13 protein-coding genes and 1 pseudogene are annotated in these 14,156 nt (G+C 39.1%); 13 read left to right on the forward strand and 1 reads right to left on the reverse strand.

Going from position 1 to position 14,156, the window contains the following annotated elements; all coding sequences use genetic code 11:
• Position 1: 1 nt before the first annotated feature.
• The 11 genes and pseudogenes from asrC (at position 2) to RYO54_RS12265 (ending at position 11,826) form a co-directional block, all read left to right on the forward strand.
• Complete coding sequence (asrC, locus tag RYO54_RS12215) at positions 2-952, forward strand: sulfite reductase subunit C (protein ID WP_315119061.1); 951 nt, start codon at positions 2-4, stop codon at positions 950-952.
• Positions 953-1,079: 127 nt separating this feature from the next.
• Complete coding sequence (locus RYO54_RS12220; protein ID WP_315119064.1) at positions 1,080-2,090, forward strand: aldo/keto reductase; 1,011 nt, start codon at positions 1,080-1,082, stop codon at positions 2,088-2,090.
• 165 nt (positions 2,091-2,255) lie between these two features.
• Positions 2,256-2,942 carry a DUF554 domain-containing protein gene (locus tag RYO54_RS12225; protein ID WP_315119067.1) on the forward strand — a complete coding sequence of 229 codons (687 nt, stop codon included), beginning with the start codon at positions 2,256-2,258 and terminating at the stop codon, positions 2,940-2,942.
• A 142-nt stretch (positions 2,943-3,084) separates the two neighbouring features.
• A complete protein-coding gene (rlmD, locus tag RYO54_RS12230) occupies positions 3,085-4,452 on the forward strand; it encodes a 23S rRNA (uracil(1939)-C(5))-methyltransferase RlmD (protein WP_315119068.1) in 1,368 nt (455 codons plus the stop codon).
• Between the two features lie 480 nt (positions 4,453-4,932).
• The gene (locus tag RYO54_RS12235) at positions 4,933-5,493 is read left to right on the forward strand and encodes a pyridoxamine 5'-phosphate oxidase family protein (RefSeq protein WP_315119070.1); all 561 of its coding nucleotides are present in this window, start codon (positions 4,933-4,935) and stop codon (positions 5,491-5,493) included.
• Positions 5,494-6,379: 886 nt separating this feature from the next.
• Positions 6,380-6,550, forward strand: a pseudogene (locus tag RYO54_RS12240) (DUF961 family protein); the annotation flags it as partial.
• A gap of 128 nt (positions 6,551-6,678) precedes the next feature.
• Positions 6,679-6,873: a helix-turn-helix domain-containing protein gene (locus tag RYO54_RS12245; RefSeq protein ID WP_045897797.1), complete on the forward strand. Its 195-nt coding sequence runs from the start codon at positions 6,679-6,681 to the stop codon at positions 6,871-6,873.
• Positions 6,870-7,553: a response regulator transcription factor gene (locus tag RYO54_RS12250; protein WP_315119081.1), complete on the forward strand. Its 684-nt coding sequence runs from the start codon at positions 6,870-6,872 to the stop codon at positions 7,551-7,553. Before RYO54_RS12245 ends, RYO54_RS12250 begins: the two co-directional genes overlap by 4 nt.
• Positions 7,543-8,532, forward strand: coding sequence for a HAMP domain-containing sensor histidine kinase (locus tag RYO54_RS12255; RefSeq protein ID WP_315119084.1), 990 nt, complete (start codon positions 7,543-7,545; stop codon positions 8,530-8,532). The genes RYO54_RS12250 and RYO54_RS12255 overlap by 11 nt, the downstream gene beginning before the upstream one ends.
• An 82-nt stretch (positions 8,533-8,614) precedes the next feature.
• On the forward strand, positions 8,615-9,298 hold the full coding sequence (locus tag RYO54_RS12260) for an ABC transporter ATP-binding protein (protein ID WP_315119087.1): 684 nt from the start codon (positions 8,615-8,617) through the stop codon (positions 9,296-9,298).
• A complete protein-coding gene (locus tag RYO54_RS12265) occupies positions 9,295-11,826 on the forward strand; it encodes an ABC transporter permease (RefSeq protein WP_315119090.1) in 2,532 nt (843 codons plus the stop codon). Before RYO54_RS12260 ends, RYO54_RS12265 begins: the two co-directional genes overlap by 4 nt.
• 776 nt (positions 11,827-12,602) lie before the next feature.
• Here the strand turns inward: RYO54_RS12265 and RYO54_RS12270 are convergent.
• Positions 12,603-12,944 carry a helix-turn-helix domain-containing protein gene (locus RYO54_RS12270; RefSeq protein ID WP_315119092.1) on the reverse strand — a complete coding sequence of 114 codons (342 nt, stop codon included), beginning with the start codon at positions 12,942-12,944 and terminating at the stop codon, positions 12,603-12,605.
• A gap of 191 nt (positions 12,945-13,135) precedes the next feature.
• Between RYO54_RS12270 and RYO54_RS12275 the strand changes: the two genes are divergently transcribed.
• Together RYO54_RS12275 and RYO54_RS12280 are read left to right on the forward strand one after the other, a co-directional pair.
• Entirely contained in the window at positions 13,136-13,462 is a 327-nt protein-coding gene (locus tag RYO54_RS12275) for a dimethylsulfonioproprionate lyase family protein (protein WP_315119093.1), read from the forward strand.
• 46 nt (positions 13,463-13,508) lie between these two features.
• The gene (locus RYO54_RS12280) at positions 13,509-13,889 is read left to right on the forward strand and encodes a VOC family protein (protein ID WP_315119096.1); all 381 of its coding nucleotides are present in this window, start codon (positions 13,509-13,511) and stop codon (positions 13,887-13,889) included.
• Positions 13,890-14,156: the final 267 nt, after the last annotated feature.

Genomic DNA, 14,156 nt, shown 5'->3' on the forward strand with positions numbered 1-14,156 from the left:
GATGGATATAAATACTAAAGCTTTAAAGAAAAATGCCTTCAGAGTAACCAAAGAAAGAGGGAAAACTGCGGCGAGAGTAAGGGTACCGGGAGGGCATTTAGAAGCAAAATACTTAATTACCCTACAAGAGGTAGCAGAAAAGTATGGTAACGGAACCCTTCATATAACTACAAGACAAGGCTTTGAAATCCCAGGCATTCCAATGAAATATATACCAGATGTAAATAAAGCTCTTCAACCTATCATAGAAGGGTTAGAAATAAACCAAGAAAATCCTAATGGCGGTTATTCAGCTGCGGGAACTAGAAATGTATCCGCATGCATAGGGAATTTAGTATGCCCTTTTGCCAACTATAATACAAGTGACTTTGCTAAAAGAATAGAAAAGGCAATTTTCCCAAATGATTATCATGTTAAGGTAGCATTAACAGGTTGTTCTAATGATTGCATTAAGGCGAGGATGCATGATTTTGGTATAATCGGTATGACTGAACCACAATATGACAGTTATAGATGTATAGGATGTGAAGCTTGTGTAACTAATTGTAAAAAGAGAGCTACAGGGGCATTGAGCTTTGAAAACTATAAAGTTGTAAGAGACCATAGTAAATGCATAGGTTGTGGTGAATGCGTAGGAAAATGTCCAACTTCTGCTTGGTCTAGAAGTGAGGAGAAATATTTTAAATTAGTTATTATGGGAAGAACGGGAAAGAAAAATCCAAGAATAGCTAGAGAATTTATAACTTGGGTTGACGAAGATAGCATTATTAAGATAATATTAAACACTTACAAATATATAAATGAATATATAGATAAAGAGGCACCAGGAGGAAAAGAGCATATAGGCTATATAGTAGATAGGACAGGCTATCGGGAGTTTAAAAAATGGGCCCTGAAAGATGTAAAGTTATCTGAAAGAGCCAAAGTAGAAGATAATATTAATTGGTATTAAAATAGTTTTGAGCATCTCTTAGATGCTCTTTTTTTATGTATCAAAGGATTAAGGTACTCTAAGATTTGACAATGAAAATTTAAGAAGTTAGAATTAAGTTGGGAATATATTTTAAGGGGTGTTATATGTGGAATATAAAGTACTTGGAAAGTCAAATTTAAGGGTATCTACCATAGGTTTTGGTGGGATTCCAATACAAAAAACTAATGAAGAAGAAGTAAAAAAGTTGCTTATAAGATGTGAAGAGCTGGGAATAAATTTTATAGATACAGCTAGAGGGTATACTGTTTCAGAAGAGTACTTAGGATATGCCATGGAGGGCAGAAGAGATAAATGGATAGTTGCCACTAAATCTATGGCAAGGGACAAGACTTCTATGTTAAAGGATGTAGAAATAAGTCTAAATAACTTAAGGACTGATTATATTGACTTATATCAATTACATAATGTAAAGACAGAAGAGGAATATAATCAAGTTTTAAGTGATGAGGGTGCTTATAATGCTCTTATTCAAATGAAGGAAGAAGGTAAAATAGGACATATAGGTATTACATCTCATAGCTTAGATATTTTGAAAATTGCAGTAGAAAGTGGAAAGTTTGAAACCATAATGTATCCATATAATATAGTAGAAAAACAGGGAGAAGAATTGTTCCAAAGATCAAAGGAATTAAATATAGGAGTTATAGCAATGAAGCCCATGGCAGGAGGAGCCCTACAGGATGGAAGTTTAGCATTAAGGTTTATACTAAACAATGATAATATTACAACAGCCATACCGGGAATGGCTACTTTTGAAGAAATTGAAGAGAATGCATCTGTTGGGAATAATATAACTCCATTATCTAGTAAGGAAGAGGGAAAAATACAAGAAATTTCAAAAGAGTTAGGAACTGAATTCTGTAGAAGATGTGGGTATTGTGGACCATGTCCGCAGAATATAGATATTCCAAGTATATTTGTTTTAAAAGCATATAAAGAGAGATATGGACTTCCAGGTTGGGCAGAAACAAGATATGCTTCAATGAAGTATAGAGCTAAAGATTGTGTGGCTTGTAAAAGTTGTGAAAAGAAGTGTCCGTACGATCTACCTATAGTAAAAATGCTGAAAGATGTAAGAAATTGCTTTAATGAATAATTAATCTTTTACAAATGTAAATTATACTGTATAATATAAAGATATTTGGATAGAAATAAGATAACATTTAAAATTAGGACAACTGATTCTCTCGCACCTATAAGGTGCAATTTTTTTAATTTAAATACCTTATTTAGGGGGAAATATAGTTTTGGGGGGATATTCTTGTTAGGTGTATTAGTAAATGGGGCAGCGGTAGCTATAGGAAGTCTTATAGGGTTGTTCTTCAGTAAAGGCATAAAAGAGAAAGTGAGAATAACCGTAATGAATGGACTAGCTCTCTGTGTAGTGCTAATCGGATTATCCGGTTCTCAAAAAGGGAAGGATATATCTTTTATAATAATAAGCATGGTAATTGGAGCTATAGTTGGAGAAATAATAGATATCGATGATAGGCTTAAAAAATTAGGAGACAAGCTTCAACATCAGTTTAAAGATAAGGGTGGAAAATTCTCAGAAGGATTTGTAGCTTCTACTTTGCTTATGTGTGTGGGAGCAATGGGTATAGTAGGATCCTTGGAAAGTGGACTTACAGGAAATCATTCTACCTTATATGCTAAGGCTATTTTAGATGGATTTGCAGCAATAATATTTGCATCAGCCTATGGAATTGGAGTGTTGTTTGCATCCATATCCATAATATTATATCAAGGACTGATTGTACTATCTGCTTCCTTGGTAAAGGGAATACTTATAGCCAGTGTAGTAGATAATATAACAGCAGTAGGAAGTCTATTGATTTTAGCATTAGGATTTAATATGCTAGGAATGACAAAAATTAAAGTAGCTAATTTGATCCCTTCAATGTTAGTTCCTTTTCTATATCAATTAATAATAAACTTAATTAGATAATAGATGATTGGATTCCTATATGATAGATAGTGGATTTTAAATAATAGATGATTTAGATTTTTAGATAATAGATTTTTTGCATAATGAATGATTAGATTTTTAGAAATAGATTATAGTAGTGGTTAGTGGAAAGGTGGTTTATATGGCGAAAATAGTACCTGTAGAGAAAAATAAAGATTATATAGTAGATATAACGGGATTTGCTAGCGAAGGACAGGGAGTGGCGAAAGTTCAGGATTTTACAATTTTTATTTCCGGGGCAATAAAAGGGGAAAAGTGTAAAATTAAAGTAGTGAAAGTAAATAAAAACTATGCTTTTGGAAAAATTGTTGAAATTATAGAATCCTCACCTTATAGAAAAGAGCCTATTTGTCATATATATAATCAGTGTGGAGGGTGCCAAATGCAGCATCTATCCTATGAAGGGCAACTAGAATTTAAAAGACAAAAGGTGCAAGATGTAATAAAAAGAATAGGGAAAATAGACGTAGAAGTAGAACCGGTAATGGGAATGAAAGAGCCTTATAGATACAGAAATAAGATGCAGTTACCTGTTGGCAGAGAAAATGAAGAAATACATATTGGTTTTTATGCTCAAAGAAGTCACAAAATAATAAATATGAATAATTGTCATATACAAGATGAAATTGGTGACAAGGCAGTGCAACTTATAAGAGAGTGGATTGTGAAGTACAACATAGAAACCTATGATGAAGAAAAACATAAGGGAATCATAAGACATGTTATGATAAGAAAAGCGTTTAAAACAGGGGAAGTAATGGTAGTTCTTGTTACAAGAGGAAAGGAACTTCCATACAAGAATGAATTTATAGATATTATGATTAAAAACATACCTGGATTAGTGAGCATAGTTCAAAATGTAAATAAAGATAAAACCAATGTAGTATTGGGACTAAAAAATAAAACTCTATGGGGAAAAGACAATATTGTAGATTATATAGGAAAGTATAAATTCAATATATCCCCACTATCTTTCTTTCAAGTTAATCCTGTGCAAACAGAAATACTATATGAAAAAGCTTTAGAGTATGCAGAGCTTAAAGGAGAAGAAGTAGTATTTGATGCTTATTGTGGTACAGGAACTATATCTCTTTTCCTGTCTGAAAAAGCTAAAAAGGTATATGGAGTTGAAATAATACCAGAGGCTATAGAAAATGCAAAGATAAATGCAAGAGAAAATGATGTAAATAATGCAGAATTTATTGTAGGAAAATCTGAAGAGGTAATACCTGAGCTGATACAAAGGGGAGTTAAAGCGGATGTAGTAGTGGTGGATCCACCAAGAAAGGGATGTGAAAAGTCTCTTTTAGAAGCTATGGCGAAAATGTCGCCACAAAGAATAGTTTATGTTTCTTGTGATCCAGCTACCCTTGCAAGAGATTTAGGAATTTTAGAGGAATTAGGATATAAAACTGAAAAGGTGCAGCCGGTGGATATGTTTCCGCAGACAGCGCATGTTGAAGTCGTAACACTGCTTGTGAAAGAGTAAAACGACTGAAGAAGCAGATGTACGTCTCATGTCAGGAATGTCCAAGAACATGAGCAGAGCGAAGTGTGATTGGGAACATTCTACGACGGAGAGTATAATTCTGATGACGTATTGTGGTTCAGAGGAGAAATGATAGGGTTTAACCACAACATGTAGTGGTTATAGGACAAAAATTGGGTCAAAAATCGTAGAAAAAACACCGTTTTTTGACCCTTAAAGGATACAGAAGCAGCATTTTTAGCAGGTATTGATATTAAAAATGAAGGAATATCATTGGAAGAAGGATATGGATTAATAGATAGATTAAGAGAATTAGGTTCTAAATCTATTGTAGTTACAAGTGTAAATCTTAAGGATAATACTGAATAAGGACAATGTAGATAAATTCAAAGGGATACCAATAGAAGCTTGGCTTGATAAAATGGATATATAAATAATCTGATTCCTTAAAGAATGAATAGTAAAAAGGAGTTGATATATATGAGAAGAAAAGATAGGGAAATGGATAGGGACTTTGGATACTATGTAATAGATAAGGCTAGATACGGAATACTCTCAATGATAGATGATAATGAACCATATGGGATACCTCTGTCCATAGTAAGGCATGAAGAAAGTCTTTACTTTCATTCAGCTAAGGATGGAAAAAAGGTGGGTACATTGGCAAACAATCCAAGTGTCAGTGTAGCATTTGTAGGAGAGATAAGGATTCCGGATAACTTTACTGAAGAGGAATTAAAAGAAATAGCATCTGATGAATCTAAAACTATATTATTGATCAGCAGTGTATTTACTACTGAATATGAATCAGCAGTAATAAAAGGCAAGGTAGAAATAGTTGAAGATGAGGAAGAAAGAATCAAAGCCATGAGGCTTATATGTGAAAAATACACTCCAACAAAGATGAAGTATTTTGATATGGCAATTAAGGCTGGATTAAAAAGAACGAATATATATAGAATCTCTATGGATGAAATAAAGGCTAAAAGAAAGAGATATGACAAACAAGGCAAAGAGATGAAATATGGGAGAATGGAATAAGATTTGGAGTTCTTTGATGAAGTAACTTTGGCATAGGACATGGATAATTCATGTTCACGTAGGTGCACGTTATAGCGATAAAGTATTTATGGATTATTTCCAGCGCACTTAATGAGGTATATATAAAATGAGCGAAAGCAAATTAGGTTTTGAAACATTACAAGTACATGCAGGTTATGAGGCATTTATGAAGAAAAAGGCATTGATAAAAAACTGCTAAGACTAAAATCCTTAATATACTGAGGATTTTAGTCTTAGCAGTTCTGATTTTTCCTAATTAAACATTGAAAAATGGGAGTTGTCATATTTTAATAAACAAAATGATTTTACCCAAAAGAATAAGTTGAATGACGGAACTTTGAAAATATACCCTTACACCAAGAGGGTACTAGATACTTATGACATCTTTATTGTCTCCTCAACCCATGTGGAGACTATTGTGTTGATGCAACGAGCAGATATGTAGAAATCCTTTGTTTTAGGCACTTTTTCAAACATATTGTCTTCACAGGTGAGGGTGATAAAATCAGAAATAAGGTCATTAAAAACTATATCAATGTTTCTGTGGTAGTTGATATAGAGTGTTGGGATACAAGAAAATAAAGGTGGAGAATTAAAGGGGTACCGTTAAAATGATCCCCCTTCTTCTCTTGTTTAGACGTTCAGAAATGAGCGTCTTTTTTCTTGCTCAAAAATCAGAAGGGAAGTGATAGCCATGCCGCAATCAAAATAACCGGAGCGTCCACCGCCCAAATTACATTTTGAAAGTCAGCCAGATAAAAACTGGCAGGAATACTCCTTATTCTGCTTAATTACCCGTTACCTGTCTGAATGGGATTTGTCACATTAAAAAACATTGATTTTCAGAAAGGAAAGGTAAAAACATATGGAATTGAAATTTATTATCCCAAACATGGAAAAGACATTCGAAAATCTTGAATTTGCCGGAGAGAACAAAACAGAACAGCGAAGAATCAACGGAAAAATGACCCTGTTATCACGTAGCTTTAACCTGTACTCGGATATGAGTACACACATCATATTGTTGACTGTAATAGAGCATATTATATAAATACACTTGCAAGTCAAGACCACTGGCTAAGCCGGTGGCCTTGACGTTGTTTTATACCTCAGCTTGTATATTTCCGTCAAAAGAAATATAATAAAATTATGGAGGTGTTATGCGTGGATTATATAACGACAAAAGAAGCAGCGAAAAATTGGGGAATCACAGACAGAATGGTAGTATACCATTGCTCTGCCGGGCGGATTAAGGGAGCTAAAAAAATGGGAAATACATGGCTTGTTCCTGCTGACGCTGAAAAACCGGCTGACGGACGATATAGGAGCAGTAAAGTAAAGGATGGTGAAAATAAATGAAACGGATATTTTTGGTTGAGGACGATAAGGCAATCGCCAAAAACCTTGTGCTTTTGCTCCGCGCGGAGGGATTTACAGTTACTCACGCCACCACGCAGAAAGAGGCTCTTTCTGTGGTTGGCGAGAATAAATTTGACTTGGCGCTTGTTGATATTTCCTTGCCTGACGGAAATGGTTTTACGGTTTGCACGGAAATCAAAGAAACAGGGGATATTCCCGTTATCTTTCTGACGGCTTCCGGCGATGAGGCGAGTGTTGTTACCGGGCTGAACATGGGCGCAGACGACTATATCACCAAGCCTTTTCGTCCGCGTGAATTGATTGCGCGAATTGGAACCGCCCTGCGAAAAAGCGGACGTTCTCCATCGGCTTTTGAAATCTGCGGGCTTCATGTCGATATGGCAAGCGGCGTCGTGAAAAAGGACGGCAACGAGGTTTTCCTTTCACCTCTAGAATACCGCTTGCTGTTGGTGTTTATTAGCAACCCAAAAAGTATTATCACAAGGGGCAGGCTGCTTGACGAATTGTGGGACGCTACGGGCGAGTTTGTCAATGACAATACATTGACCGTGTACATCAAACGCCTGCGGGAGAAGATAGAGAACAACCCCGCAAGCCCGCAAATCATTCTGACCGTTCGCGGGACGGGATATAGATTGGGGGACGGGTATGCTTCGTAATAGAGAGTTTCGGCAGCTTGCAATTTTGTTTTCCTTAATAGCCGCCACCACTGTAACGCTGGGATTTGCAATCAATAGGTTGGCTGGAATCCTTGCCATTGCTTCTGTCGCCGCCTTTGGAACAGCGTTTTTTGCGTTTACCAAAGCCCGATATAAAAGCATTGCGCAGATTTCAGATCAAATCGATCTTGTGCTTCATAATGCTGACCATCTGTATATTGGTGAATCGGACGAGGGCGAACTTTCCATTTTGCAAAGCGAGATAACAAAAATGACGCTGCGTATTCGGGAGCAAAACGACGCACTGAAAAAAGAAAAAGAACATCTTGCTGATTCGCTGGCTGACATAGCCCACCAACTCCGCACCCCTCTCACATCCGTGAACCTTATTCTGTCATTGTTAGAGAATAACCCTGATGAAAATGAGCGGAAAGCATTTGTGCGGGAAACAGAGGAATTGCTTGTACAGATGGATTGGCTGCTTACTTCCCTGTTGAAATTATCCCGCTTGGACGCGGGCATTGTGGTGTTCCAAAGCGAGCAGATAGATGTAAACAACTTGATATGCGCCGCGCTTCGCCCGTTCCTAATCCCAATGGAACTGCACGATATTGATTTGCAAATAGATGCACCGAAAGGGATGATTATTCAGGGTGATTTAGGTTGGCTTTCGGAAGCAATTCAAAACATCCTCAAAAATTGCATGGAAAGCGCAGGCGAGAACGGGAAGATTGAGATTGTCTGCACGGACAACTCACTGTTTACCGAGATTGCCATCCACGACAGCGGCGCGGGCTTTGAAAAAGAAGATTTACCCTGCCTGTTTGACAGGTTCCATCGTGGGAAAAACGCAGGCGCGACAGGATACGGGATTGGATTGGCTCTCTGTAAGATGATTATAACACGGCAGGGAGGGACGATTACCGCAAAAAATCACACGCAGGGCGGCGCGATATTTGCCATTCGTTTCCCAAAGTGACTAATCTCTCACCGAAAAGTCACAGAGATGTAAGTTGAATGTTCTATAATATGGGTGAAACATAGGAAAGGAGGCTCACATAATGGAGTTCTTAAAAATTGAAAATTTATGCAAGGTCTACGGCAAGGGCGAAAATCAAGTTACCGCGCTTGACCATGTTTCGCTTACAATCGAAAAGGGAGAGTTTACCGCAATCATCGGCTCCTCCGGCTCCGGCAAATCCACATTGCTTCACATCATCGGAGGCGTGGACGTGCCGACAAGCGGAAAGGTGTATTTGGACGGGCAGGATGTATATGCCCAAAGCAATGAAAAACTCGCCATTTTCCGCAGGCGGCAGGTTGGGCTGATTTACCAGTTTCACAACCTCATTCCCACTCTGAATGTGGTGGAAAACATCACCTTGCCTATACTGATGGACAAGCGCAAGGTCAACGAGGAGCGGTTGAATGACCTGCTCGAAATGATTGGATTAAAAGACCGCAAAATGCATTTACCCAATCAGCTTTCGGGCGGTCAGCAACAGCGTGTTTCCATAGGACGCGCTTTGATGAACGCCCCGGCGGTCATACTTGCCGACGAACCCACAGGCAGCTTGGACAGCCGAAATGGACATGAAATCATCAAACTGCTGAAAGAAAGCAATAAAAAATATGGGCAGACCCTGATCCTCGTCACCCATGACGAAAATATTGCCCTGCAAGCAGACCGCATTATCGGCATATCAGACGGCAAAGTAGCGAGAGACGAGAGGGTGCGACCATGAATATTTTTAACAAAGTCACCCTGCAAAGCTTGAAAAAAAGCCGCACCCGAACAATTGTAACGGTGATCGGAGTGGCTCTGTCCGCCGCCATGATTACGGCAGTCGCTACCTTTACCGTGTCCCTGCAAAGCTATATGATAAACGGTGCTGCTGCCAAATATGGTGATTGGCATATTGAAATCCCGGACGCAGATTCCTCCATTGCGCAGGAACAGGCAGAGGACAGCCGAGTGGCAAATGTGGTAGCGCTACAGAACATCGGCTATGCCACACTGGAAGGCGGACAAAATCCAGACAAGCCATATCTTTTTGTTACCGGATGGAACGAGGAAGCCTTGGATGCTCTGCCCATCAAGCTGCTTTCCGGCAGACTGCCGGGGAACAGCAGCGAGGTCGTGATACCAGCTCATATTTCGGCAAACGGCGGAGTGAAAATTTCGGTGGGCGACACACTCACCCTCTCGGTCGGCAACCGCATGAGCGTCGATCAGAAGCTCAGCCAGCACGATTCTTATTGTGCCGGGGAAGAAACGCTTGTACCTACGACAGAGAAAACATATACGGTTGTCGGCATCTGCCAACGACCGGCAATCGAGGAGTATGCTGCACCCGGATACACTTTAATCACAACAGAGGATACAGCCGCAGCGGACAGTCTTACCGTATTTATCACGCTTAAGAACCCATATCAGGTCCATTCTTATGCAGACAATAACAGTTACGTTTTGAATGATGATGTACTGCGTTTTATGGGACTTTCAGGGGAAAAGATGCTTACAGTTCTCCTGTACTCGATTGGCGGCATTTTGATTGCGCTGGTTATGCTCGGCTCGGTGTTCCTGATTCATAATTCATTCAACATCTCATTGAATGAACGCACGCACCAGTTTGGAATTCTCATGTCGGTAGGTGCCACGGAAAAACAGCTGCGCAATTCTGTGCTGTTTGAGGGACTTTGCATCGGTACAATCGGCATTCCGATCGGCATTTTGATCGGGATACCAAGCATCAAGCTTGTACTTTCTCTTGTGGCAAGGAATTTCGCAAATGTTATGTATGACAATGTACCGTTGACTTTGGTGGTGTCTGTTCCTGCTCTTGTTGCTGCGGCGGCTATCAGTATGATCACCATTCTAATTTCGGCCTATATTCCGGCAAAGAAGGCCGCGAGTACGCCTGTGATGGAGTGTATCCGCCAGACAAACGAGGTCAAGGTGGAAGCCAAAGCGATAAGAACCTCAAAGCTCGCGAAACGCCTTTACGGTTTAGAGGAAACACTTGCGTTAAAAAACTTTAAGAGAAACAGGCGGCGTTACCGCAGCATTATCCTGTCGCTTACGTTAAGCGTCGTGTTGTTTGTGTCGGCAAGCTCTTTCGGAACCTATCTGAATCAGATTGCGGAGAATTCATCTGTGGTAGTTGAAGAATATGACATCTGTTTCTATACGCGAGACATGGAGGAAAGCGATCTGTTCCAGCTTTATGATAAGCTGAAACCCGCCGACGGCGTTACCGAAAGCTCTTATCAGGCACTTTCGACCTATTCCTGCGTACTCAATACAAGTGATTTGTCAAGTCATTTTTTTGACGAGTACGGCGAGTCCATCGGTTATGATGGGGCAAGTGAAACGGTGGAAGTGCAGTTGGATATTCAGTTTGTTGAGGACAGCGTCTATCAGAACCTGCTCGAAGGCCTCGGCCTGTCCTCAGAGGAATACACCGGGCAGGACAAAAAAATGATTATGGCAGGAATACTGCCCGAGCGTTGGTATACGCAGGAACAGCCTATGGAATTTACGCTCCGCTCCAAGACCGGGGAGCAGACGAAAACGATCCGTGCAACCTTTGTAAAAGACTATCCGGATCTGCTGCCCGCGGAGCCGAGTGAGTGGCCCGGATACACTCTTATGGTGATGGCCCCTTACGAGGTAAAGCCGCAGTTTGACGCACTAGGTGCGACTGTAAAGCCTACAAAGCTGGGCATGACCTTCAAGTCAGAAAATCCCGGTCAGTCTACAGCTGAGATGCAGACGATGATTGATGGAGCCGGCATTACCGCCGATTATAATCTGTACAATGTCTATGAGATACTGGAGCAAAACCGTAATATCACATTCATTGTCAATCTGTTCTCGGTTGTTTTTATCATGATGATTTCGCTGATCGCGGTTGCGAACGTCTTCAACACAATTTCCACCAATATCAAGCTGCGCAGACGTGAATTTGCCATGCTCCGTTCTGTGGGGATGTCCGACCGAGATTTTAATAAGATGATGCGCTTTGAATGCACTCTTTATGGAGCGCGGACGATGCTTTGGGGGCTGCCCCTTTCAGGAATCCTTTCCTGTCTGATTTATAAGGGTATGGTCGTCGGCGGGGCGGACAATATCGGTTTTGTGTTCCCGTGGGGCAGTATGGCAATCAGCGTGTTCAGCGTGCTCCTTGTGGTGTTCATTACAATGCTGTATGCCATTAGCAAGATAAAAAGAGAAAATATTATTGATGCGCTTCGGGATGATATGACTTGATTCAAAACTGATATTAACTTGATAGAAAATCAAAAAACATCTAGTCAAGTGATTATCTAGTCAAGTGATTCGCAATCGTCCCGAAAGGCGATTTAGACATTGAAAATACAGAATCCATCTTACAGAAGTAATGTAAATTACAAAGGAATGCTACCCTGCGGTAATAAAAAAAACCGCAGTTGTGGCAGATGATGTTTTGCGGCCCCAATGTGGCCATGCGGCGGTTTTGAAATAACAATCAAAACCGCCGTTTTCCTTTTCGAAAATTGGAAATTCGGAGGGTGTATTAAAGGCGCCCATTTTTTAGGACATGACGGTATTAAGGAGGTATCGGCATGTCCGTTTTTTATTATCATTCATACCCTAATTTCTGTTACTCATTAAAAAAAGTTTATACTCATAAATAGGATATTCTGGCTATAAATATGAACACACACATCATTATGTAATTGTTAATAATTCCCTTATGCCCGGTTGCGCTATGCCGCCGGGCTTTTTTGCGTTTTTATCGAAAAATTTTTTTCTCGTAATGCAACTGGGAGCCCTTTCGTGTCGGGACTTAGTGCGAAAGGGGGACAAAACGAGCGATTCATGTCAGCGTTTCGTAAGTGACCTTTGGCAAGGTTATTAAACAACTGAATATAGTGCCCGCAGCGAGGTAGAACCTGAAAGAAGGCGGCAACCCCTTCCCCTGACGAACAGAAATTATATCAGGAGGAAGTGGGGGGAGTCAAACTTAATGATGAAATATGCAAGCTGAAAAACATTACATAAAATTAACCGTTATTTTGTTGATCCAGATTACTGTGTTTAAGATGTTCTATTCCCCATCTATTCATTTCATCCAAAATCGGTTTTAAAGATTTTCCAAGCACCGTAAGAGAATATTCTACCTTTGGTGGTACCTCTGGATAAACTTTTCTATAAATTATCCCATCGGCCTCCAACTGCCGAAGCTGTTGTGTCAGCATCTTCTGGCTTATTCCGTTGATTCCTTTACTGAGTTCACTAAACCTTTGTGTACCGTTATTGAATAGATTTCTCAGAATAAGCACCTTCCATTTGTGCCCGATCAAGTTGACGGTATGCTCAATAGGGCATAATTTATCGCACGGCATTATTATCACCCCTATCATTTATTGTGCTATACTTACTATTTGGTTAGTATAGCACAAAATAGTGCCTTCTTGCAAAAAGTTTGTATTGATATTATAGTAATTTTACAGCAGTACCTTTTAAATCAGTTGGTTTAGATTTAAATTGTTAATGATAGCTGAATACTATTTCAAATAGATAGGAGTAATAAGTAATGAAAAAAATTAATATTGGCGATATTCTTGATTTTGCAACTGAAAAAAGTACGCGTAAGGCAATCTTCAAAGAAGGCCAGTTGGATACAGGACTTTTGCTTTATGCCCCAGGACAAACAACACCTGATCATAAGCATTCTGATATCGATGAAGTCTTTTATGTAATTTCTGGTGAAGGTACAATTACAATAAACAATGAAGAAATGCTTCTGAAAGAAAAGGATATAATTTTTTCATCTAATGGTGAGACACATGGATTCAATAATACCAGTTCTAACAATTGGGTTGTGTTGCAGATTAAAATTGACACTTCCAAAAAGGATTAAACCATATTTATAAAAATTCAAGATTGAGTACAGGAGGTATTGATTAATGTTTACACGAATAGACCATATTGCATTTTCTGTAAAAGACAGACAAAAGTCAATTGACTTTTATGAAAAAAACTTTGGATTTAAAAAATATTTTGAACACGATGTTCCCGGGGTACCGAACCTTGAAAAGGTTGTTTATCTTCAGTTGGGCAATACCGTGTTAGAGTTTGAACATTGGACACATGAAAAAGAGAATAAGGGGTATCATTTCTGTCTCATTAGCGATGATTTTGATTTAGATTATCAAAAGCTTAAAAATGCAGGGATCCCGGTCGTAACTGAGCCACATATTCCCGAGCCCAGAACGCCTCAGGAAACAGGCTGGAAAAGAGTTGTTTTTCAAGGCCCTGACGGCGAATTAATTGAGTTTCGAGGATAAAAAAAGGTAATAATTTTATCTATGTAAATTGTTAACAGTTATATTAGGCAATTGCTATTTTCCACCTTAATTATAATATGTAAAATTTAAAATATTAACTATTTGACCCCATTTAATAGTGTTATACTGCAACAATAGAATAATGGATTTGTTGGAGAGGTATTATTAGCAGTAGAAAGCTACAAATTATAGATTTGTAATATTAGTAATTGATTTGCATAAATTCCCCTACAATATACAAAGCAAATTGAGAGATCCGGACATGGG

The organism is uncultured Clostridium sp. (assembly GCF_963515715.1).
In the GTDB taxonomy this organism is placed as follows: domain Bacteria; phylum Bacillota; class Clostridia; order Clostridiales; family Clostridiaceae; genus Clostridium_AW.

Excerpts from the sequence above, each read along its gene's own strand:
- asrC (WP_315119061.1), top strand. The coding sequence starts at position 2 with ATGGATATAAATACTAAAGCTTTAAAGAAAAATGCCTTCAGAGTAACC.
- RYO54_RS12235 (WP_315119070.1), top strand. The coding sequence starts at position 4,933 with ATGAGAAGAAAAGATAGGGAAATGGATAGGGACTTTGGATACTATGTA.
- RYO54_RS12260 (WP_315119087.1), top strand. The coding sequence starts at position 8,615 with ATGGAGTTCTTAAAAATTGAAAATTTATGCAAGGTCTACGGCAAGGGC.
- RYO54_RS12250 (WP_315119081.1), top strand. The coding sequence starts at position 6,870 with ATGAAACGGATATTTTTGGTTGAGGACGATAAGGCAATCGCCAAAAAC.
- RYO54_RS12255 (WP_315119084.1), top strand. The coding sequence starts at position 7,543 with ATGCTTCGTAATAGAGAGTTTCGGCAGCTTGCAATTTTGTTTTCCTTA.
- RYO54_RS12275 (WP_315119093.1), top strand. The coding sequence starts at position 13,136 with ATGAAAAAAATTAATATTGGCGATATTCTTGATTTTGCAACTGAAAAA.
- RYO54_RS12270 (WP_315119092.1), bottom strand. The coding sequence starts at position 12,944 with ATGCCGTGCGATAAATTATGCCCTATTGAGCATACCGTCAACTTGATC.
- RYO54_RS12265 (WP_315119090.1), top strand. The coding sequence starts at position 9,295 with ATGAATATTTTTAACAAAGTCACCCTGCAAAGCTTGAAAAAAAGCCGC.
- RYO54_RS12280 (WP_315119096.1), top strand. The coding sequence starts at position 13,509 with ATGTTTACACGAATAGACCATATTGCATTTTCTGTAAAAGACAGACAA.
- rlmD (WP_315119068.1), top strand. The coding sequence starts at position 3,085 with ATGGCGAAAATAGTACCTGTAGAGAAAAATAAAGATTATATAGTAGAT.